This is a genomic window from Dysgonomonas sp. HDW5B (genome assembly GCF_011299335.1).
GTDB lineage: Bacteria > Bacteroidota > Bacteroidia > Bacteroidales > Dysgonomonadaceae > Dysgonomonas_A.
Genome location: NZ_CP049858.1, coordinates 2695613 through 2716542, shown reverse-complemented (window position 1 = coordinate 2716542; position 20930 = coordinate 2695613). Strand labels below are relative to the sequence as shown.

General features: G+C 36.3%; 22 protein-coding genes and 1 pseudogene. 18 read left to right on the top strand and 5 right to left on the bottom strand.

The features are described 5' to 3' along the window. The first annotated feature begins 7 nt into the window (after positions 1–7). From G7051_RS11185 to G7051_RS11155, 8 genes and pseudogenes are all read left to right on the top strand, one after another. Positions 8–433: an arsenate reductase ArsC gene (locus G7051_RS11185; protein ID WP_166200331.1), complete on the top strand. Its 426-nt coding sequence runs from the start codon at positions 8–10 to the stop codon at positions 431–433. Next, positions 426–1472: an ACR3 family arsenite efflux transporter gene (gene arsB / locus G7051_RS11180; protein ID WP_166200329.1), complete on the top strand. Its 1047-nt coding sequence runs from the start codon at positions 426–428 to the stop codon at positions 1470–1472. The genes G7051_RS11185 and arsB overlap by 8 nt, the downstream gene beginning before the upstream one ends. Positions 1473–1490: 18 nt before the next feature. Beyond that, the gene (locus G7051_RS11175) at positions 1491–1931 is read left to right on the top strand and encodes a nitrophenyl compound nitroreductase subunit ArsF family protein (RefSeq protein ID WP_166200327.1); all 441 of its coding nucleotides are present in this window, start codon (positions 1491–1493) and stop codon (positions 1929–1931) included. Then, on the top strand, positions 1931–2629 hold the full coding sequence (locus G7051_RS11170) for an aromatic aminobenezylarsenical efflux permease ArsG family transporter (protein ID WP_166115180.1): 699 nt from the start codon (positions 1931–1933) through the stop codon (positions 2627–2629). Before G7051_RS11175 ends, G7051_RS11170 begins: the two co-directional genes overlap by 1 nt. 42 nt (positions 2630–2671) lie before the next feature. Continuing rightward, positions 2672–2839, top strand: a pseudogene (locus G7051_RS18455) (thioredoxin family protein); the annotation flags it as partial. A 60-nt stretch (positions 2840–2899) separates the two neighbouring features. After that, positions 2900–3709, top strand: coding sequence for an arsenite methyltransferase (gene arsM, locus G7051_RS11165; protein WP_370522999.1), 810 nt, complete (start codon positions 2900–2902; stop codon positions 3707–3709). 438 nt (positions 3710–4147) lie between these two features. Further along, positions 4148–4627, top strand: a complete 480-nt coding sequence (locus G7051_RS11160) for a YdeI/OmpD-associated family protein (protein ID WP_166200323.1) — start codon at positions 4148–4150, stop codon at positions 4625–4627. 135 nt (positions 4628–4762) lie between these two features. Continuing rightward, the gene (locus G7051_RS11155; protein WP_166200321.1) at positions 4763–5206 is read left to right on the top strand and encodes an N-acetyltransferase; all 444 of its coding nucleotides are present in this window, start codon (positions 4763–4765) and stop codon (positions 5204–5206) included. A 68-nt stretch (positions 5207–5274) separates the two neighbouring features. Here G7051_RS11155 and G7051_RS11150 read toward each other — a convergent pair whose 3' ends face one another. Further along, positions 5275–6006: a YggS family pyridoxal phosphate-dependent enzyme gene (locus G7051_RS11150; protein ID WP_166200319.1), complete on the bottom strand. Its 732-nt coding sequence runs from the start codon at positions 6004–6006 to the stop codon at positions 5275–5277. A gap of 79 nt (positions 6007–6085) precedes the next feature. Here G7051_RS11150 and G7051_RS11145 point away from each other — a divergent pair, with 79 nt between their 5' ends. Next, entirely contained in the window at positions 6086–7504 is a 1419-nt protein-coding gene (locus G7051_RS11145) for a PLP-dependent aminotransferase family protein (RefSeq protein WP_166200317.1), read from the top strand. A gap of 49 nt (positions 7505–7553) precedes the next feature. On the opposite strand, the gene G7051_RS11140 is transcribed toward G7051_RS11145, so the two are convergent. Continuing rightward, positions 7554–8561: a GlxA family transcriptional regulator gene (locus tag G7051_RS11140; RefSeq protein WP_166200315.1), complete on the bottom strand. Its 1008-nt coding sequence runs from the start codon at positions 8559–8561 to the stop codon at positions 7554–7556. A gap of 234 nt (positions 8562–8795) precedes the next feature. Between G7051_RS11140 and G7051_RS11135 the strand changes: the two genes are divergently transcribed. Both G7051_RS11135 and gap read left to right on the top strand, forming a co-directional pair. Continuing rightward, entirely contained in the window at positions 8796–9257 is a 462-nt protein-coding gene (locus G7051_RS11135) for a cupin domain-containing protein (protein ID WP_166200313.1), read from the top strand. A 16-nt stretch (positions 9258–9273) separates the two neighbouring features. Then, a complete protein-coding gene (gene gap, locus G7051_RS11130; protein ID WP_166200311.1) occupies positions 9274–10284 on the top strand; it encodes a type I glyceraldehyde-3-phosphate dehydrogenase in 1011 nt (336 codons plus the stop codon). A 71-nt stretch (positions 10285–10355) separates the two neighbouring features. Here the strand turns inward: gap and G7051_RS11125 are convergent, their stop codons facing one another. The 3 genes from G7051_RS11125 to G7051_RS11115 are packed head-to-tail and all read right to left on the bottom strand — an operon-like array spanning position 10356 to position 11760. Further along, positions 10356–10850, bottom strand: a complete 495-nt coding sequence (locus G7051_RS11125; RefSeq protein WP_166200309.1) for a 3'-5' exonuclease — start codon at positions 10848–10850, stop codon at positions 10356–10358. After that, positions 10851–11285, bottom strand: a complete 435-nt coding sequence (locus tag G7051_RS11120; RefSeq protein ID WP_166115150.1) for a DUF3788 family protein — start codon at positions 11283–11285, stop codon at positions 10851–10853. 19 nt (positions 11286–11304) lie between these two features. Further along, positions 11305–11760: a hypothetical protein gene (locus G7051_RS11115; protein WP_166115145.1), complete on the bottom strand. Its 456-nt coding sequence runs from the start codon at positions 11758–11760 to the stop codon at positions 11305–11307. Between the two features lie 1062 nt (positions 11761–12822). On the opposite strand from G7051_RS11115, the gene G7051_RS11110 reads away from it, so the two are divergent. From G7051_RS11110 to G7051_RS11080, 7 genes are read left to right on the top strand one after another with little or no spacing between them, the layout of a single operon-like run. Then, positions 12823–13188, top strand: coding sequence for a response regulator (locus G7051_RS11110; RefSeq protein WP_166200307.1), 366 nt, complete (start codon positions 12823–12825; stop codon positions 13186–13188). After that, positions 13185–14336 carry a sugar transferase gene (locus tag G7051_RS11105; RefSeq protein ID WP_166200305.1) on the top strand — a complete coding sequence of 384 codons (1152 nt, stop codon included), beginning with the start codon at positions 13185–13187 and terminating at the stop codon, positions 14334–14336. Before G7051_RS11110 ends, G7051_RS11105 begins: the two co-directional genes overlap by 4 nt. Before the next feature lie 21 nt (positions 14337–14357). Further along, positions 14358–15122, top strand: coding sequence for a TolC family protein (locus G7051_RS11100; RefSeq protein WP_166200303.1), 765 nt, complete (start codon positions 14358–14360; stop codon positions 15120–15122). A gap of 5 nt (positions 15123–15127) precedes the next feature. Continuing rightward, positions 15128–17287: an exopolysaccharide biosynthesis protein gene (locus G7051_RS11095; protein ID WP_166200301.1), complete on the top strand. Its 2160-nt coding sequence runs from the start codon at positions 15128–15130 to the stop codon at positions 17285–17287. Position 17288: 1 nt separating this feature from the next. Beyond that, a complete protein-coding gene (locus tag G7051_RS11090) occupies positions 17289–18767 on the top strand; it encodes an O-antigen ligase (protein WP_166200299.1) in 1479 nt (492 codons plus the stop codon). After that, positions 18743–19657: a glycosyltransferase family 2 protein gene (locus G7051_RS11085; protein ID WP_185154983.1), complete on the top strand. Its 915-nt coding sequence runs from the start codon at positions 18743–18745 to the stop codon at positions 19655–19657. Before G7051_RS11090 ends, G7051_RS11085 begins: the two co-directional genes overlap by 25 nt. 58 nt (positions 19658–19715) lie before the next feature. Further along, a complete protein-coding gene (locus G7051_RS11080) occupies positions 19716–20921 on the top strand; it encodes a glycosyltransferase family 2 protein (protein ID WP_255493195.1) in 1206 nt (401 codons plus the stop codon). Positions 20922–20930 lie beyond the last annotated feature (9 nt).

The window sequence follows — 20930 nt, the reverse complement described above, 5'->3', positions numbered from 1 at the left end:
TACAACAATGAAAGTACTTATTCTTTGTACAGGCAATAGCTGCCGTAGCCAGATGGCTCATGGTTTTCTCCAATCGTTCGATCCATCTCTTACCGTCTGCTCAGCAGGGACAAAAGCAAGCGGAAAACTAAATTCCAAAGCGGTTGAAGTAATGAAAGAAGCAGGGATAGATATTTCACATCATACATCCGACAGTGTTGATAAATACCTGAATGATGAATGGGATTATGTAATTACCGTTTGTGGAGGTGCAAATGAAAGTTGCCCTGCATTTACAGGCACGGTAAAACACCGTTTACATATCGGCTTTGACGATCCGTCGGATGCTGTAGGCACACCTGAGTTTATCCAATCGGAGTATATACGTGTGCGTGACGAAATCAAGAAAGGGTTTTATGAGTTTTACTTAAAAGAGATAAAAGGAAATGAGTAAAAGGAAAATGAGTTTCTTGGATAAAAACTTAACCATCTGGATATTCTTGGCTATGGCTATTGGGGTGGGCATAGGTTATTTCTTTCCTTCGGTATCTGCAACAGTAGATTCCATGTCAAGCGGAACAACTAATATTCCTTTGGCGATAGGACTTATTCTGATGATGTATCCGCCACTAGCTAAAGTGGATTATAAACTCTTACCAAAGGTTTTTACCAATGTAAAGATATTAAGCATATCCTTGCTTCTCAATTGGATTATTGCCCCTATTCTGATGTTTATACTTGCCATTGTTTTTCTGCAAAATTACCCTGAGTATATGGTAGGAGTTATTCTTATCGGTTTGGCTCGCTGTATAGCGATGGTATTGGTCTGGAACGATCTGGCAGAAGGCAATACCGAATACGGAGCTGGTTTAGTTGCTCTCAATAGTATTTTTCAAGTATTCTTTTACAGTTTTTATGCTTGGCTGTTTATAACAATACTGCCTCCTTACTTTGGATTCGAGGGTGCTATTGTGGATATATCTATTGGTACGATTGCCGAAACGGTAGCTATCTATCTGGGTATTCCTTTCCTGATGGGTATTCTTAGCCGTCTGATATTAGTAAAACTAAAAGGGGAACAATGGTATAAGGAGAAGTTTATTCCAGCTATATCACCTATCACCTTAATTGCTTTACTGCTGACTATTATCTTAATGTTCAGCCTAAAAGGCGAACTGATTGTACAAATACCGATGGATGTGGTACGCATTGCTATCCCTTTGCTGATCTATTTTGTGGCGATGTTCTTTATCAGCTTTTTTGTGAGTAAGGCAATGGGGGCTAGTTATGATAAGAATGCTTCTATTTCATTTACGGCCACAGGCAATAATTTTGAGCTGGCTATTGCGGTTGCAATTGGGGTTTTCGGTATTCACAGCGGACAGGCATTTGCTGGGGTTGTGGGTCCATTGGTTGAAGTGCCTGTATTGATTGCTTTGGTTAATGTGGCTTTTTGGTTGAGAAAGAAGTATTATAAAAATGAACAATTATAAACCAATAAAATAAATCGTATGAAGAAAACACTTTTACTTTCACTATTTGCCCTGTTGCTAATCTCATGCGGAGGCGGAAAAACAGAAAACAAACAAGAAACAGCAGAAGCTACTACACCCGAACAAACAGTTGCAACTGCTGATGCATCGAACGTAAACGTTTATTATTTTCATGGTAAACAACGTTGTAAAACTTGTCTGGCGATCGAAGATGTAACAAAAAAAGCAATAGCTGACAATTATAAAGATAATCAGAAAGTCAAATTTGTTGAAATAAACATTGATGAAGATAAAAACAAAGATATAGTCGAAAAATACGAAATAGCTTTCAGTTCTTTATTGATAGTCAAAGGCGAAGATTATACGGATTTGACAGAGCAGGCATTTGCTAATGCTGTAAACTCGCCTGATGCTCTTACGAGCCTTGTTAAAGAAGAAGTAAATAAACGTGTTGATTAATGGAGTTTTTACAACAAATAGTAGATAATTCGGATATTCCGATACTAACAGCATTTATCTTGGGGTTAATGACAGCTATCAGTCCCTGTCCATTGGCTACAAATATTACGGCAACAGCCTATCTGAGCAAAGATATTACCGAAAAAAGAAGAGTGCTTCTTAACGGTATATTTTATACACTAGGACGTACTTTCAGCTATACGGCACTAGGCTTGATATTCTACTTAGGGGCAAGTAAATTTCAGGTTGCAAAGATACTTCAAAATGTCACTGGGCTTTATTTGGGCATATCTCTGGTTATCATTGGTATCTTGATGCTCGATGTAATTAAGGTGAACATACCAATATTAAATAGCCTGACATCAAAAGTCAATGAAAAGAAACTAAAGAAAAACTACTGGAATGCTTTTCTCTTGGGAGTCTTGTTTGCTTTGGCTTTTTGTCCGTATAGTGGTGTATTGTATTTTGGGGTGCTTATTCCTATGACAATGGCTTCAACTTCGGGCTTATTACTACCTCCTGTTTTTGCGATAGCAACAGGATTGCCTGTAATAATCATAGCTTATCTACTGGCTTACAGTATGTCGAATGTGGGTAAGTTCTACAACCGGATGAAAAGTTTTGAAGTATGGTTCAGACGTATCGTATCAGCTGTATTCATTCTGGTAGGTATTTATTATATAGTTATCAATATTTAGGGTCACATACCTTTTATTATCAAATTAAACAAAAACAGAATCATGGAGATAATCGTTTTGGGTACAGGTTGTGCCAAATGTAAAGAAGTTTACGAAAAAGTAAAAAAAGTAGTGTCTGAATCCAATGTTACAGCAAATGTAAAGAAGGAAGAAGATATCATGGAGATAATGAAATACAATGTTCTTTCTACTCCTTCAATCGTGATTGATGGCAATGTAATGATACAGGGCAAAGTGCCTACCGAAAAAGAAATATCGGAATTATTGACTATGAATAGTAATCAGGCAAAAAAGGAAATGGTAAAACAGCAATACAGCGAGTTAGCCATGAATAGCGATTTACTTAAATCGGGTTGCTGTTGTGGTACAAACCCAACTACACCATCGAAAAAGGTATTTACCATTATGAGTGAAGATTACAGCCAACTCAAAGGCTACGAAGCTGATGCTGATTTGGGTGTAGGTTGCGGACTCCCGACAGAGTATGCAGGGATTAAAGAGGGAGATACTGTGATCGATTTAGGATCGGGAGCAGGTAACGATTGTTTCATTGCACGAGCCGAAGCAGGCGAAAGCGGCAGAGTAATAGGTATAGACTTTTCTACTCAAATGGTAGAGAAAGCTCACAAAAATGCTGCCAAACGTGGTTATACCAATGTTGAATTTATGGAAGGGGATATTGAAGAAATGCCTGTTCCTGACAATACTGCCGATGTGGTTGTCAGTAATTGCGTATTGAATCTGCTACCTGAAAAGGATAAGATTTTTAAAGAGATTTATCGTGTTCTCAAAAAAGGCAGTCATTTCTGTATTTCGGATGTGGTGCTGAATGGTATATTTCCGAAAGAATTTACCGATAATGCTTCGATGTATGCAGGGTGTATAGCCAGTGCTATTCAGAAAGAGGATTATTTAAAGGAAATAGAAAAAGCAAACTTCACTAATATCAAAGTGGAAAGGACAAAAACGGTTGTTATTCCTGATGAAGTTTTAGAGGAACATTTGGATGAGGCAACCATCGCTAAATACAAAGCGGGGAATGTGGGGATTTATTCTATTACAGTTACAGGAGTGAAGTAATAGATTGTAATTTAGCCTATTTAGTCTGATACTCGGATTACCACAAACAACTAAATCAAGAGCAAACAATAAGAAAATCGGAGACATTTATTCAATTATGAATGTCTCCGATCTCATTTCTAAATTACTACTTAAAAACGCATTCTATTGTAGAAAAGTAAAAGGATTAAATTCACCTTTTTACATAGCAATTTATAGTCGTTCATCAAGGAAGGGTTAACGAAGCTATTTACTCAAACATTAGCAAGACTAATCTAAATAATAGGTCGATTCATAAAAAAGTAATTTACATCTAAATATCAGGAAAAGTCAAATCTCTTTTTTATCAAACAATAGGTTGTAAACCCAGCGCTTACAGGAAACGGTAGCCTGAAAATAAAAATTTCACTACCTTCAAGGAGTAGAAAGAAGAAAGCAAATAATTATATTTTAAGAAAGATGGAAAAACCATTAGTCGATAAAGATTATCTCTTACAAAAAACTGAAGGTAAAGGAGGTTGGACTTTTGCCGAATTACCCGAGATACCCATGCCTAAGACATCTTTCGGCATGCTGAAAGTAAGAGGGAAGATAGACGATTATGAATTTTCGAATGTACACCTGATGCCTTTTGGAAACGGACATGTGGGCTTGGCTGTTAAGTCTGAAGTAAGGAAAAAAATAAAAAAGCAGGCTGGTGATACGGTGCATATTGTTATTTATGAAGACAATATGCCTACTGAAATTCCAGAAGAGCTACTTTTGTGTATGGAGTACGAAGATGGTATCTTGGGGAAATTTGATATCTATAGTGATACCGAGAAGAAAGCATTTGTAAAATGGATATACTCAGCAAAAACAGAGCAAACCAAGATAGACCGAATTGCCAAAACAATAGTAATGATAAGGAATGGTGAGAAGTTTTATAAATCGTGGTAATATCGCACATCTTTACACTGAAGTACGTCATATTCACAAACTGGACTGTCTATGTATTTTATTTTTGGTATACCAAACACCTAATTCATTGCTCTAATTTTGCGTCTCAGTTTTACCAACTAAATAATTTATTTTATGAAACAGATTGAAACAGCAACATTAGAACATCTGAATGAATTTGCAATATTATTCGATAAGTATCGTGTGTTTTACCAACAGCCATCGGACTTGGAAAAAAGCAAGTCTTTTCTGGAAGAACGTATAAAGAACAATGAGACAGTTACATTCTTAATTGAGAAAAATGATAAATATGTCGGTTTCGCACAATTATACCCTCTATACCATTACAAAGCCTTGAAGCGTCAATGGTTGTTGAGCGATTTATTTATAGACCCAACTTATCGTGGATCTGGCTTGGCAATAACACTCATTGATCGCTGCAAGCAATATTGCGACGAAACAGATGCTTGCGGGCTATTGCTCGAAACACAAAAGACAAACAAAATAGGTAATAATTTGTATCCCAAATGCGGATTTGAATTAGACAACGAACACAATTATTACAATTGGTGGAAGTAATTATAAACCAAAGAAAGTGATAAATTATTTTTCTTATCACTTTCTTTTACTTTTTATAAATGTCTGATCTATTTACCGATCTGCTCATTCCAATAGAAACTATCAGGATATATACGTGACCCAAAGACAGATGTGCCGACTCGAAGCATCGTTGAACCTTCTTCGATGGCAGCCTCAAAGTCACCACTCATACCCATAGATAATACGTTCATATCAACTCTGTCAATATGTTCGGCAATTGTTTTTTGCTGTATTTTCTTTAGTAAGCGAAAGCATTTCCGTACCGATTCATTATCGGAACTTAGAATACCAATAGTCATCAAACCTTTTATATTCAATGTATCATACTGAGCTATATGTTTGATTAAGTTTATAGCTTCGTCAGGTGCAACACCAAATTTACTGTCTTCGAATGAGGTATTTACTTGTATCAGAATATCGATTGCCCGACCTTCATACTGTAAACGCTGATCGAGTTTTTGAGCTAAATCGATTCTGTCAACAGATTGAATGCAGGAAGCATATTTAAGGACATCTTTTATTTTATTGGTTTGCAAATGACCTATAAAATGACGTTTAACCGGATAATCTTTCAATTCAGAGTCTTTATCCCTAAGTTCCTGAATTTTATTTTCACCGATTAATGTTTCTCCACAGTCTAAAGCTATTTTTATCCTTTCAGGGGCAACGGTTTTAGTGGCAAGTAACAGCCTGACATCACTTTCTGCTCTGCCGGATGATTCACATACCATCTTTATACGTTTGTGGATATAGGTTAGATTTTCTACTATAGTATTCATATCGCTCTTTTTTCCGGCTAAAATACACACTATATGGACTATATTTGTATACCAATTATCATTAAATAAGATATACCAGATGCTCCGCCCTTGGATTATTCAAATACAATTCGAAAAAGATTCGAAGAAAGCAATTTATCTACAAATTGCCGATCACATCATCGATATGATAAAGAATGGAACGCTCAAATCGGGAGATGCTCTACCCGGAAGCAGGCTGCTGGCATCCGAGTTGGGAATCAATCGAAACACGGTTATCAAGGCTTTGGATATTCTGATCTCGGAGGGGTGGTTGTATAGCGAAGAGCGTAAAGGCTTGTTTGTATCTGCCAATCTACCTGCTGGGGCAAGACATGAGAACAGGCGAGGTGTCCAAAAAGAAAATTTGTCAGATCGAGGAAAGGAATCTATTGTCATTTTCGATAGTGGCCTACCTGATACACAAATAGCACCTATCCGTGAACTAGCCAGTGCTTACAGACAAATATTCAACCGCAAAGCCAGAATAAATCCCATGATAAACAGAAGTGAGTTTGGCACACTTCGATTCAGAGAGTCTGTCTCCAGAATGCTGAATCAAACTAGAGGAATGCATACCGACTATTCGCAGATATGTATTACACGAGGTAGCCAGATGGCTTTGTTCTTGATAGCACATGCTTTATTGAATGAAGGCGATTTAATTCTGGTAGAAAATCCGGGTTACGGACCTGCATGGGAAACTTTCAGGCATGCCGGTGCAGAACTAATACCGATTGCAATAGATGAGAAAGGCATTAGTGTAGAAGAGGTTGAACGGATTGCTTCCACACAACAAATAAAAGCTATATATATAACTCCACATCATCAGTACCCTACTACCGTGATTCTGAGCTTAGATAGACGTTTGCGATTGATCGAATTATCTAATCGTTATGGATTCACAATCATAGAGGATGACTACGATTGCGATTTTCACTTCGGCATCCGTCCGATAGCTCCATTGTCGTCCTTGGATGGTGCTAATGATACAATATATATAGGAACTTTCAGTAAGATGATTTCCGAAAGCTTGCGTGTGGGTTATCTCGTTGCGAATAAAGATATTATACAAAAAGTAGGCAATCTTAGGCGTATAATCGACTTGCAGGGAGATAACATTATGGAGCAGGCTATTTTAGAACTTATCGAATCGGGTGTTATCAAGAAACATATTCGCAAAGCATCTAAATATTATCTGAATAAGCGGAACTACTTTGCTTCTTTGATTGATAAATACCTCTCCGATAAGGTTACTTACAAAGTTCCCGAAGGAGGTTTAGCTTTCTGGCTGAAACTGAAGAACAAGCAGGATATAAACAAGCTAAATGAAGCATTGAAACTTACGGGTGTCAGCATAATTCCTTGGACAAATTATTCTTTTGACAGTGAAGTTGACGGAATCCGTTTAGGGTACGCTTCATTGTCTGAAAGTCAGTTGGAAAAAGGTATTAAAATATTGAGCAAGATGATTAAATAAACCTGTATAAAATACACGCCAAAATAAATAACAATCCCTCCCCTTTCTATTAAGCATCAACTAAAGACGATTGGAAACTCTTCCTGTACTGAGCAGGTGTTACCTCCATAAAACTAATAAATTGACGACGCAGGTTTTCTGCGGTCTTTAGTCCGCAATATGATGCTATTTCATCTAACGAAAACTGTGTATCAATGAGATGCTGGCAGGCATTCTCAATCCTCAACTTATTGATAAACTTGGCTGGCGTAATCCTCAGTTCACGGACAAAAACCCGTGCAAAATTACGGGGACTCATCGCAACGTGTTCTGCGAGGGCCTCTACAGTAAGGTCTTCTCTCAGATGCTCCAATATCCATTCGCAAACTTTTCTCATAGACGGATTTCCGATACTCTTATAATCCAAATAAGCACTGAACTGCGATTGGTTTCCGGGACGTTTCAGGTATAAAACCAACCATCGGGCAATATGCAAGGCAAAAGATTGTCCGAGATCTTCTTCTATCAAGGCTAATGCCAAATCCATACCCGAAGTAATTCCTGCTGCTGTATACACATTGCCGTCTTTGATAAATATACGGGCTATCTGAACATCTATCAAGGGATATGATTGTGCCAGCTCTTCGTTCTTCGACCAGTGAGCTGTAGCTTTTTTCCCATCAAGTAATCCTGCTTCAGCTAGAATAAACGCTCCGGAACAGACCGAACATATCCGACGGATTGTTTTTGATTGTTGCTTCAACCATTCCAACATTTTATTCATGGAAGATTCTTCAAGATGTCTCGCCAATCCTGTTATCATCAATGTATCTATGGGATAATCTATCTCATCATAACAACCTTCAGTTAATATTGGCAATCCACAGGATGTATTTATCAACTTTGTATTCTCCATTGATACGACATGGGTCTTGTAATTGAAATCAACTTTATCCTGAATCAGGTTAAATTGATCGACGGTTTTGGCGAACACTTCTAAAGGACCTACTGTTGTAAGCAATGTTGAGTCTGGAGCTACCAGTATTACAATATGTCTTATTTTTAATTGCTTATTCATATGTTTCGTATTTCAATATTTAAGTAAATGAAAGTTTTTAATAATATACTTTCGAATTGTAACAGGCTATTGTTATTGCACTTACCAAAGCAATAAAAAGGTCTGAGACCTTAAAAGTAAGTATTATTTGGTAGAAGAAATCAGATTTGGCAGAAATTGTACATTTTTTGTCATTACAGACAGTCATATTATGGTATATCTTTGTAATACAATAAAAAACTAAAAATAAGAACAATGAAAAAAATTGAAACTATATCAGAAAGTAATAGTTACTCAGCTATTAACATTGGACTTTTGGAGAGCTTGCAGGAGTACTCATTTCTTCATCCTAAAACTCAACAGGAAATAAAAGGAAAAGTATTTCTAAAGGAGCCAACCAAAGCAACGGGCACCGAAATATCATTCCAAACACTAGCGGCAAAGAGTGAGTTACCTTACTTTCATAAACATATAGAAAATGAAGAAACATACATTATTCTGAAAGGTTCGGGATTTTTTCAGGTAGATGAAGACTGTTTCCCGATCAAAGAAGGAAGTGTGATTCGGATTGCACCGGCTGTAAAGAGGGGATTTTGCAATACATCGGACGAACAAATGATACTGGCAGTAATTCAATCTAAAGAAGGATCTCTCAATCAGTATAGTTCAGAGGATGGTGAAAGAGTGAGTGTAGAACCAAAATGGCGTAATAAATAATCAAAAAAGTAGAATTATGAAAACAATTAATGTAGGTATTAACGGTTTTGGACGTATCGGACGTTTAGTTTTTCGTGCTGCACAGAGTAGAAAAGATATCCGAATAGTTGGGATCAACGATTTGATGGATGTGGAATATATTGCTTATATGCTTAAATACGATACAATCCACGGTCAGTTCGACGGAACTATCGAAACCAAAAACGGCAAACTGATAGTGAATGGTAATGAAATCCGTGTCACAGCGGAAAAAGATCCGGCTAATCTAAGATGGAATGAAGTGGAAGCCGAATACATTGTAGAGTCAACAGGATTGTTCCTAACAAAGGAAAAAGCACAGGGACATATTAGTGCAGGCGCTAAATATGTAGTCATGTCGGGCCCATCGAAAGATGATACTCCGATGTTTGTTCCAGGTGTGAATGATGATAAATACATAAAGGGAACACAGGTTATATCGAATGCTTCGTGTACCACCAATTGCCTGGCATTAGTAGCAAAGGTATTGAATGATAAATTCGGTATACTTGAAGCCCTTATGACTACGGTACATTCTACAACGGCAACACAAAAAACAGTAGATGGTCCATCAATGAAAGATTGGAGAGGTGGACGTGCCGCAGCGGGTAATATTATTCCTTCTACAACAGGAGCTGCTAAAGCCGTAGGCAAGGTGATTCCCGAACTGAATGGAAAACTTACAGGTATGTCATTCCGTGTTCCGACTCTGGATGTTTCGGTCATTGACCTGACAGCCCGTTTGGCTAAAGAGACTACTTACGAAGAAATCTGCAAGGCGATGAAAGAGGCTTCGGAGGGTTCTTTAAAAGGATATCTGGCATATACTAAAGATGAAGTTGTGTCATCTGATTTTATAGGTAATCCGTATACAGCTATTTTTGACGAAAAAGCGGGAATACAATTAAGCCCGACTTTTGTTAAAGTGGTTGCATGGTATGATAATGAATGGGGATTTTCATGCAAAGTGCTAGATTCTATTGCTTCTATGAAGAAAGTTAATGGATAAACGTAACGATATCAGTAAGTAAACAGGCTATATGGAATAATTTCGTGTAGCCTGTTTTTGTATACGGATTATTACAACAATTGCAATGCTATTTCGGCACAGGCTTCCGCATCAGCCAAAGCATGATGGTGATTGATGAGAATGTAGCCACAATCTTCGGCTACGGTATGCAGTTGGTGATTGGGTAAGTGTCTTAGCTGACGGCGTGACTCGGCTAATGTACAATAGAAGCGGTAATCGGGATAGTCCATTCCGTACGTTTTAAATGCGGTCTTGAGGCAACCTTCATCGAATCCCTTGTTATGAGCAACTAACGGAAGATTTCCAAGGAGTGGTTCGATCTCTTTCCATACTTTAGAAAAAACCTGTGCTGTATCTGTGTCTGCTGCCGTCAATCCATGAACAGTAGTATTACCATAGCAGTAATAATTGGGTTCGGGCTGAATGAGGCTATAGAAACGGTCTGTGATTATACCGTTTCTGACAATAACGATTCCGACACTGCAAACACTGGATAGTTGCTGGTTGGCTGTTTCAAAGTCTATGGCTGCAAAATCACGTAACATTTATTTCAGTGTTTTCTTGTATTTTATAAGCTGGCTCAAATCTGCCAATTGTTGTTCTTTATCAATATCGAGTAGCAACGGGATCAATTTGCCGGTAGCATGTGCATTTTTGAAGCTTTCTTTAATTTCGTTACTGATCTCCAGATCATAAATTCCGCCACGTGTTTTTTCAGTAAAAAGCAAGCTGATTTTTATGAACTTTTCCCATATAGAAAGCCAGAATATTGTCTTCTTTTTATATACTGCTTTGTAAAGCCATGATTTACCGTCTTTGTAATATCTCCATTCGGGTTCTATCTGAAACTCGGTACGGATAATTTCATTTAGCTTGGTATAGACTGAAAAAACGTCTTTTCCTAATGCTTCTTCTAATACTGTTTCTGTTGGTATTATTTCTTCGTCCCGCAAAAGTTGAATTGAGTCTTGGGTTTTCATACTATGGAATGTTTTTGTATTATTTAAACTTGCTGTTATCATAGTTATAGGGTATGCTGGTTCCTACCACTACATCTTCTATTTTTTCGATGATCAGCCAGTCATCCATATTACCCTGATGATCAAAATCAAGGGGTGCTATTTCTTCAACGCTTCCAAATTCAATCAGGCAAAGGCATTTTTTATGCCAACGGGCTTTTTGTTTGTCGGAAAGATTCAGTTTGGGCTGATTCTCCTTCAGCGTAGATATTATTTCTTCTTCTGATAGTTTAGTGAGATTCTCTACATTGGTAACATTTGCTTTAGCTGTTATTTTCTTAGAGCCTTTTTTCATAAAATAAAGTACTTCATCGGCAAAGACTCTGCTGTGTGGTATTTTCCTGCCGGCTGCTCCTCTTACAACCATTGTTTTTTCTCCTGAAAGAATCTTTTCTAATACTTTTTCTTTGTCATCGCAATAAACCAAATGTACCATAATATTAGGGTTTAGGATAGTTATTATTTGATGTGCTTTATTCTATTGAGTATCTCTTTGTTATATGACATAGCCATTAACGGATAAAAATACGCTTTCTGCTTCAGATTATAAAATGATGAGAATATATATTTTATGGACGCTAAAGAAAAAAGCAGATCTCTAGAAATGAAACTATCTGTTCACCATCCGGTATGTATTATTTGATCGTAGAAAGGACAGCATTATTAAAATCCGCTCAAATATTTGATAAATATTAACCATCAATACTATAAAAAATATTATACCAACTAGTCCATTTGTGGCCAACAGTCCATCTTAATAAATTAAACTCTATTCGAAAATTGGGAATTGTGTAAAAGTAATATTTTTTAATGGTTTAAATGCTGAATGCAAATCAAGCTAGCTCTTATTTCTCCACAAAAAGGTTGCCAAGACAACAATGCTTTTATTAACTGTTAAATAGGCCTCATGAAAATATTATTTATTTGCTAAAAATTTATCGAAAAAAAAATTCTTTATGACCAGATTTATTACGGTCTTGATTATAGAGAATAGCAAAACTCATCATTTTGCAACAAAAAGCTTTTATGAATTCCCCATTTATTAACGGTACCTTTCAAACAATCAAACAGAGAAATATAATAATTGCTTATTCTATATTTCGTTAAGATAACAACACAAAAAGCGAACAAAAACCTCAATACTAAGCACTTGAAATCTCACATTACAGACAGATGGATACAATAGCACACATTAGTGTACACTTAAATCAGACACAAAATATATTATAAGCCCAAAGAAGAGAATTAATCTCAACTTTAGACATGTTTAAATCTATCGATCAAATAAACTATTTTACTTATAGATTGTTTAGATACCTATATAGTCAGCTTAAATTTCATATAAATTTCATTTATGAAATAACCTTTTTTCTACTTTTTCAAACAACAGATAAAGTTGAAAAACTCAATAATCTATTATCGAGACAAATACATAGCACAAAACTCTAATAAAGAAAACAAAACTCTATTAATAAAATATAGAATCTAAGTTTTAAATATGAAAAAACAAATTATAATTGTCGATGACAAAGAGTCTATAGCTAAGATAATATCCATTTATTTTACCGGGGAATATGACGTTACTTATTTCGAAAATCCTCTGAAAGCAATAGCTTGGCTCGAAGAAGGGCATATTCCGGACCTCATACTCTCTGATATTCGTATGCCGCTGATGAGAGGAGATGAATTTTTAGCGTATCTCAAGAACAATGAACTCTTCAAAGAAATACCGTTTGTAATACTCTCAAGTGAAGATTCCAGCTCTGAAAGAATAAGATTATTAGAATCAGGAGCGGAAGACTATATTCTTAAGCCATTTAATCCCACAGAATTGAAAGTTAGAATAAAAAAAGTACTCAAATGACACCTGTCCTTTATATCGGAAAGACCCCAGATTACATATCCCATTTCAGAAAATACTGGAGTGAATTAGTTGTTTTGGAAGGATATATACCTCTGGAATCAGAAATAGGCTCCTATGCTGATATAGAATATATACTACTTGAGAGTATGGATATATCTTACAATATAGATGTTTTCTGTTCTCTAAAAAAGATATTTACGAAGGCTCATATAATTCTAGTTTCAGACAAGTCAATACCAAAAGGAGAACGCGTAAGGTACCTTGAATCAGGGCTCAGATCAACCCTATCTCCCTATGCCACAAATAAATCTATAAGGCAAATAATTGATTATTACAGCAAGAAAGAAACATTTTCCTCGGAAATAGAGCAAAATAAGCAAGAATTTCAAACCTTTAATCTCCCATTAGGCAAACGTATTTTCGATATAGTTATGTCATCTATATCTTTGCTCCTATTATTGCCATTATTTATTATAATAGCAATATTAATAAGGATTGAAAGTAAAGGCCCCATTATTTATAAATCGAAACGCGTAGGAAGTAACTACAAAATATTTGATTTTCTAAAATTCCGATCCATGTACCCCGATGCAGATAAACGTTTAAAGGAATATCTGTTATTAAATCAATACAATCGGAATAACGATGAAAATCTACCAGAACAATCAGGCGATAAGATCAATGAAGATTTAAGTTCCGAATCCGGCACCATTTTAATTGCGGACGACTATACCATATCGGAAGATAGATATTTGGAAAATAGACATCAGATGCAAGAAAACTCATTCATAAAATATAAGAATGATCCAAGAATAATTAAGATAGGCAAGTTTATTAGAAAGTATAGCATAGATGAACTGCCTCAGCTCATTAATATTTTAAAAGGTGATATGTCTTTTGTAGGAAATCGTCCCCTCCCCTTGTATGAAGCCGAATTGTTAACTACGGATAACTATGTCGACCGGTTTATAGCTCCTGCAGGATTAACCGGATTATGGCAAGTAGAGAAAAGAGGAGGCAGTGCTATAATGTCAGCTGAAGAACGAAAACAGTTAGATATCTATTATGCCCAACATTGCTCTTTCTGGTTTGATATGAAAATAATTTTCAAGACTTTCTTTTCATTTGTTCAAAAAGAGAATGTTTAAAACTCTTAATCTATTGTTTGTATGACAATATATCCTATGATAACTAAAAAAAGAAAAATAAGTCTATATCTTAAGATTATAGCTGTTTTTTTATGTTATTTCATATCCTTATCCACTAAGGCACAAGAGCTAGATGATTATAACCATGTTGAATTACCACCGTTAGAGGTATTATTTGAAAATGCCAAATCGAGCGCCACAGTAAGATATTATAATTCACGCAAAGAAGCGGAAAAAAGTATGCTCAAAACGGTTAAAAATGAATGGCTGAGATATTTTAAAATCATCGGAGCATATCAATATGGAATAGTAGGTTCTCTATCTACAATAACAGACTCAAATCAAACCCAAACCCTTCCTATTAACCACTTAGCAAATACCAAACAGAGCTTCTATAATATAGGAGTCGGGGTATCAGTACCTCTTGACGAACTTTTCGACAGGGGCAATAAAGTTAGAAGGCAAAAAATGGAGATGGAAGCAACTGAGGCTGAAGTAGAAAGATGGCATGATGAACAAAAAATCAGAATCATAGAAACATACTCGAAAGCTAAATTATTTTTAAATCTGCTCAAAATTAAAGCAGAAGCAATGGTAATAGCACAAGCTCAATATAAAGTTGCTGAATCTGATTTTATCAATGGAAAAATAAATCCGGCAGATCTTAGTGCCCGAAAAGGTGTAGAGACCGACGCTAGAGTGAATTACGAACAAGCAAAGGCCGAACTGAGTATGGCATTACTGCAACTTGAAATACTTTCACAGACCGAAATCCTTAATAAATAAACTAAATGAATCCTTTATTTTACACAGCACGGTTTATTTATCATCTTCGCTATTGGCTACTATGCCTGCCGATAGCTATAACTATTCTTATTGCCTGGTCTACACGACATCAAACATTACAATATTCAGTCGAAACGTCCATTTATACAGGTGTTATTTCAGGAGAAAATACGATCGTTAATGATCCCGAATCTTCTATGTCAAGTGTACAGAATGCAAAGATGGAAAATATGATTACAATCATTACTTCTGCCAGTACATTACAAAGGGTATCTATTAAGTTGTTTGCTATGAATATGATATATGGTAATCCCGATGAAGATAATACATATATAAAAGCTTCAACATTTCGCGAACTAGAAATGAATACTCCTGAAGATGTGAAGAAACTTATCGACAAATCATCTGTAGATCAAACGATAAAAAATCTTACAGAATACAGCCAAAAAGATCCCGACAATTATGTTTATGGCTTATTTAACTGGCAACACAGGCATTATAGCTATGCAGCATTGAGTAAAATAACCGCTAAGAGAATCGGATTCAGCGAGATTCTAAAAATTAATTATTCGGCAGATGATCCCGGGATTGCCTATAATACTTTAAAAATATTAAACGAAATATTTGTTGATCAATATAATTCCCTGAGATTTGCTGGATCAAGCGATGTAATTAGGTTCTTCAACGAGGAATTAAAGAAACAAGGAGGTAACCTCCAAAAATCGGAAGATGAATTGACCGAATACAACATTAAGAATAAAATAATAAACTACGGTGAACAAACTAAGCAAATAGCAGCAATGGATAGAGATTTTACTCTTCAGTATGAAGATAATAATCTAAAATTCTATGCATCAAAAGCACTTGTTGAGAGCCTGGAGAAACAGGTTGGCGACAATGCTAAGATACTTAAAACAAATAACGAGTTTTTAAACAAACTTCAGAAAATATCGGACCTCACATTTTTAAAAACAGAAGCAGAATCTTTATCTAAAGATTCAGTTAAGGAAAAAGACGGTATTATAGCAAACTATTCTAAAAAGCTGGAAAATGCAGAGAATGATTTTAAAGGCTTTGTTAATTTATACTACAACGAAAAATATTCAAAAGACGGTTATCCGAATGAAGAGATTGTTCAAGAATGGCTTGCCGAATTACTGAAATTAGAGGGATATACTGCCGAAAGAAATGTACTCGATAGCTGGAGAAAAAATCTCGATAGTCAATACTCATATTATTCGCCAATAGGAGCAGTTCTTAAGCGTAAAGAACGGGAAATAAATTTCACAGAAGCATCTTACTTGTCTATCTTAAACGGTCTACACGATGCTATGCTCAGACAAAAAAATATGGAAATGATGGGAGCAACCATAAAGGTTGTCACTCCACCCATTTTTCCGCTGTCGGCCATGCCCACTAAAAGAAAGGCTACAATTGCTGCAGCATACTTTGGCTCATTATTCTTCGTTTTGTTTTTCTTCATTATAGTTGAGTCTTTGGATCAAACGCTTAGAGACAAACTTCGCACTGAAAAGATTACAGGACTTAAAGTTATAGGAGCATTTCCGGCAAATACATGCCTGAAATACAAAGAATATGAGGAACAGCAAAAGAAAATTGCCGCTCAACAACTTGGTAGCACAATTAGTTATTATTTCGAAGAAGGTTCGCCTCAAATAATAAACCTACTGAGTATAGAGCCACAAGAAGGAAAATCGGAGTTATCCCATTATTTGTCAGAATACTGGAGATCACAAGGATTAACAGTAAAACAAGTTGATTGGAAGATTGATTTTAAAACAAAAAGCCGTGAACTTATTTTAGGAAAAAGCCTGAAAGAGCTTATTAATATAGAGAATGAAGATATTATTTTGGTAGAATATGCACCTCTCAAAAATCAACCCATATCGAGTAATTTGGCAGATGAAGCAAATCTAAATTTACTCATTACAAGAGCAGATCGTACTTGGAAAGAAACAGACCGGGTAACGCTAAGTAACCTGACAGATCGCCTTGTCAATAAACAAATAGTAATCGGATTGAATAATGCCCGGCTTTCCGTCGTAGAAGGATTTACAGGCCTACTTCCTCCATATCCGAAACTTCGAAAGATGGGATACCGCTTTTTGCATCTTGGTTTGACTTCCAAAGAAAAAATAACATAAAATGCTGAAAGATAACGAAAAAATCATATTTGAATTTACTCCTATATATACGAAAGGAGTGTATATACTATTAGCTATTTTTTTAATAATAATGGTATATTTATTCATCACCCTGGGAGCACTTGGGGGTATCGTATTTTCGTTAGTACCTTTAGCACTATTTATTTCTTACCGCCTAGTAGCCAACCCCTACCAACCATTGATGTTGATGTTTGTAGCCAGCTACTTCATCATGGGAGTTACCCGTTATGTAGCCATACCATCCATTGGCTTAATTGCTGATGCTTTGCTTATTTATACATTTATCTCCCTGATTATCTATTCCATAGGAAACAAAGTTTGTTGGAAAAACGGACGTAATGAGTTTATGCTTGCATCACTTATATGGCTGATATATTGCACATTGGAACTTTTCAATCCTCACGCATCAGTTTCTGCATGGACAACATACATCAGGTTTATGGCAATGTATGCCTTGTTTATATCATTTTTGGTACCCATTATCTTCAACAAGTATAAAGACTTAGAAAAGGTGATATTTCTCTGGTCTATATTTTCCATATTAGCGTTTTTAAAGGCAATGTATCAAAAAAATGTTGGTTTTGATTCAGGTGAAATGCGGTGGCTCTATGTAGAAGGAAAAGCAAGCACCCATATATTATCATCGGGGATAAGGTATTTTTCGTTTTTTACCGATGCAGCCAATTTCGGATCAGGCATGGGAATGTCTATGGTGGCATTTACTATTATTGGAATACATAGCAAAAAATGGAAGTGGAAAATATATTACATCACTGTCGGTCTGGCTACAGGTTATGGTATGATGCTTTCGGGAACACGCAGTGCCATGATTATTCCTTTTATGGGGTTTATATTTTATATCATCTTTTCGCGAAATGTGAAAGTTATCATAGCAGGAACTGTGATGGTTGCAATAGCATTTATATTTTTCAATTTTACGACAATCGGTCAGGGCAACTCCCAAATACGTCGTATGAGAAGTGCATTTAATTCGGAACACGATAATTCATATACACTAAGAAAAGATAATCAAGCAAAACTAGGAGCTTATTTAGTAAACAAACCGTTTGGGGTCGGTATCGGGCTGGCAGGTGGTAAAGCGGCAAAAAGTGCGCCCGGAGAATATTCCACCACCATTGCCTCTGACTCGTGGGCAGTTGTTCTGTGGGTCGAAACGGGAGTTGTAGGCTTAGGATTATACTTTCTGATATTTATTTATCTACAAATGCGAGGGGCATACATTGTGTTTTTCAAAATCAAAGACGAGCAACTCAAATATATATTGGGCGGTTTGCTTGCAGGCATTTTCGGGATAATGGTCTCATCAACCAGCAACGAAGTTATAGCGCAGTTTCCCAACGGAATCATTATATTTTTTGCACAAGCCTTCATTTTTATGGGACCAAAATTTGATAAAGAAATAGCAGAACAAAAATGTATAGCAACAACCCAGGCATAGCCGATCCTTTGTTATCAATCATTTCCGTCAATTACAATGGCTTCGATGATACTTGTGAGATGATTGACTCATTGAAGGAGCATCTTACATTTTCTTTCGAAGTTATAGTTGTGGATAATGCTTCTAAGGTAAACGATGCAGAGCGTATCCGGCAGATTTATCCGTGGGTAAAATGTATTCGCAGCGAAAAAAATTTAGGATTTGCAGGGGGCAATAACATAGGTATCGCCGAGGCAAAAGGTAAATATCTGTTTCTGCTGAATAACGATACTTTTGTTACTGACAATTCGTTGTCCAACCTTATTACTTTTATGGATAGTAACCCGCAAGTGGGAGCTGTGACTCCTAAATTAAAGTTTGCTCTTTACCCCGACGAGATTCAGTTTGCCGGATATGCCTCGTTCTCTAAAATCACACTTCGCAATCACATAATCGGTTATGGTGAAAAAGACGAAGGTCAATATGAAATACCAAAACGAAGTGCGTTTCTACACGGTGCAGCCATAATGGTCAGAAAAGAAGTTATTGGAAAAGCAGGAATACTGCCCGATATGTACTTTTTGTACTATGAAGAATTAGATTGGTGCGAACGTATCAAAGAGGCAGGTTATGAACTGTGGTATGTACCTGGTGGTACTGTATATCATAAAGAGAGCAAGAGTGTAGGAAGCAATAGTTCTCTTAAAATGTTTTATATGACCCGAAACCGATTGCTTTTTGCATGGCGTAACTCTAGCGGATTTAATCGTTATTTAGCTATTACATATCAAACGACTATAGCTCTGCCAAAAAGTATAGTGAAGTCACTTATAACCGGAAGATTTGATTTGGCTAAAGCTGCATTGAAGGGTTGGAGCTGCTTTTTTGTGACAAAAAAGCAAGTCTCATAAAACCGAATAATGATATTTAAAGAACAGCTTACATCTTATATAAAAAACATAAACTATTATGAATCCAGCATATATTATTAAATACATTTATCTGATGAACATAGGAACTTATGTGTTTTTTATATTAGATTATCTACTCTTTATATTATTTACGCTGGTTATTTTATATCTGTTTGCTTTTGCATTATTATCTAAGAAAAAGAGAGCGAACCATTACCGCAAAGCCGATAAACAGCACCGTTTTGCAGTATTGTTTCCCGCTTACAAAGAAGACAGAGTTATACTGCACTCCGTAGAATCGTTCTTACAGCAAAATTATCCACGCTACTTGTATGATGTGATCGTTATATCGGATCACATGCAAATGGAAACCAATGCTTCTCTAGAAGAAATATCGGCAAAAGTATTGGAGGTCAAATTCGAAAAAAGCAGCAAAGCCAAAGCACTCAATTTTGCGATCGATTCTCTAGACGCATCGTCATACGATATTGTTGTTATTTTCGATGCTGATAATATTGTCGATACTAATTTTCTAGAAAAGATAAACGATGTATACAGTTCGGGGAGAAAAGCAATTCAGGCACATCGAACCGCTAAAAACACGGATACCGATATAGCTCTGTTGGATGCAATCAGTGAGGAAATAAACAATTCAATATTCAGAAAAGGTCAGGTAAATGCAGGTTTCTCGGCAGCACTAAGCGGCTCGGGTATGGCCTTCGATTATACATGGTTTGCTAAAAACATCAAAGAAGTTTCGTCTTCGGGCGAAGATAAAGAAATTGAAGCATTGCTGCTGAAGCAGAAGATATTTATTGAATACCTCGACCAAGTAACCGTTCTTGACGAAAAAGTTCAAAATTCGGACACTTTTTATAACCAACGCCAGCGATGGATTGCGGCACAATATGCCATACTTGCAAAGGCCTTGAAGGATTTACCAAAGGCTTTGAGTGAACGTAATTTCGATTATTATAACAAGATAATTCAATGGATAATCCCGCCTCGTATTCTCTTATTAGGAAGTATTGGTATGCTGGCAGTAATAACTACAGTGGTTTCCTTTTCGGTCTCTCTCAAATGGTGGGGACTATGGTTTCTTTTGTTGTTGACTTTTTTTGTGGCAATACCGGACCATCTTATCAGCAAACGACTTTGTAAAGCTATTGTAAGGTTGCCGTGGTTGTTTACTCTCATGGTTTTGAATCTTTTCAGACTAAAAGGTGCAAATAAAAATTTTAACCGAACAGAACATACCCATTAACCGTTACAG

Bases quoted from the DNA above. Each gene is read 5' to 3' on its own strand.
- G7051_RS11120 (WP_166115150.1), bottom strand. From the start codon at position 11,285: ATGAAAACCCAAGACTCAATTCAACTTTTGCGGGACGAAGAAATAATA.
- G7051_RS11125 (WP_166200309.1), bottom strand. From the start codon at position 10,850: ATGTTACGTGATTTTGCAGCCATAGACTTTGAAACAGCCAACCAGCAA.
- G7051_RS11155 (WP_166200321.1), top strand. From the start codon at position 4,763: ATGAAACAGATTGAAACAGCAACATTAGAACATCTGAATGAATTTGCA.
- G7051_RS11100 (WP_166200303.1), top strand. From the start codon at position 14,358: ATGACAATATATCCTATGATAACTAAAAAAAGAAAAATAAGTCTATAT.
- G7051_RS11105 (WP_166200305.1), top strand. From the start codon at position 13,185: ATGACACCTGTCCTTTATATCGGAAAGACCCCAGATTACATATCCCAT.
- G7051_RS11115 (WP_166115145.1), bottom strand. From the start codon at position 11,760: ATGGTACATTTGGTTTATTGCGATGACAAAGAAAAAGTATTAGAAAAG.
- G7051_RS11080 (WP_255493195.1), top strand. From the start codon at position 19,716: ATGAATCCAGCATATATTATTAAATACATTTATCTGATGAACATAGGA.
- G7051_RS11095 (WP_166200301.1), top strand. From the start codon at position 15,128: ATGAATCCTTTATTTTACACAGCACGGTTTATTTATCATCTTCGCTAT.
- G7051_RS11135 (WP_166200313.1), top strand. From the start codon at position 8,796: ATGAAAAAAATTGAAACTATATCAGAAAGTAATAGTTACTCAGCTATT.
- G7051_RS11160 (WP_166200323.1), top strand. From the start codon at position 4,148: ATGGAAAAACCATTAGTCGATAAAGATTATCTCTTACAAAAAACTGAA.
- gap (WP_166200311.1), top strand. From the start codon at position 9,274: ATGAAAACAATTAATGTAGGTATTAACGGTTTTGGACGTATCGGACGT.
- G7051_RS11185 (WP_166200331.1), top strand. From the start codon at position 8: ATGAAAGTACTTATTCTTTGTACAGGCAATAGCTGCCGTAGCCAGATG.
- arsM (WP_370522999.1), top strand. From the start codon at position 2,900: ATGAATAGTAATCAGGCAAAAAAGGAAATGGTAAAACAGCAATACAGC.
- G7051_RS11085 (WP_185154983.1), top strand. From the start codon at position 18,743: ATGTATAGCAACAACCCAGGCATAGCCGATCCTTTGTTATCAATCATT.
- G7051_RS11145 (WP_166200317.1), top strand. From the start codon at position 6,086: ATGCTCCGCCCTTGGATTATTCAAATACAATTCGAAAAAGATTCGAAG.
- G7051_RS11090 (WP_166200299.1), top strand. From the start codon at position 17,289: ATGCTGAAAGATAACGAAAAAATCATATTTGAATTTACTCCTATATAT.
- G7051_RS11150 (WP_166200319.1), bottom strand. From the start codon at position 6,006: ATGAATACTATAGTAGAAAATCTAACCTATATCCACAAACGTATAAAG.
- G7051_RS11110 (WP_166200307.1), top strand. From the start codon at position 12,823: ATGAAAAAACAAATTATAATTGTCGATGACAAAGAGTCTATAGCTAAG.
- arsB (WP_166200329.1), top strand. From the start codon at position 426: ATGAGTAAAAGGAAAATGAGTTTCTTGGATAAAAACTTAACCATCTGG.
- G7051_RS11175 (WP_166200327.1), top strand. From the start codon at position 1,491: ATGAAGAAAACACTTTTACTTTCACTATTTGCCCTGTTGCTAATCTCA.
- G7051_RS11140 (WP_166200315.1), bottom strand. From the start codon at position 8,561: ATGAATAAGCAATTAAAAATAAGACATATTGTAATACTGGTAGCTCCA.
- G7051_RS11170 (WP_166115180.1), top strand. From the start codon at position 1,931: ATGGAGTTTTTACAACAAATAGTAGATAATTCGGATATTCCGATACTA.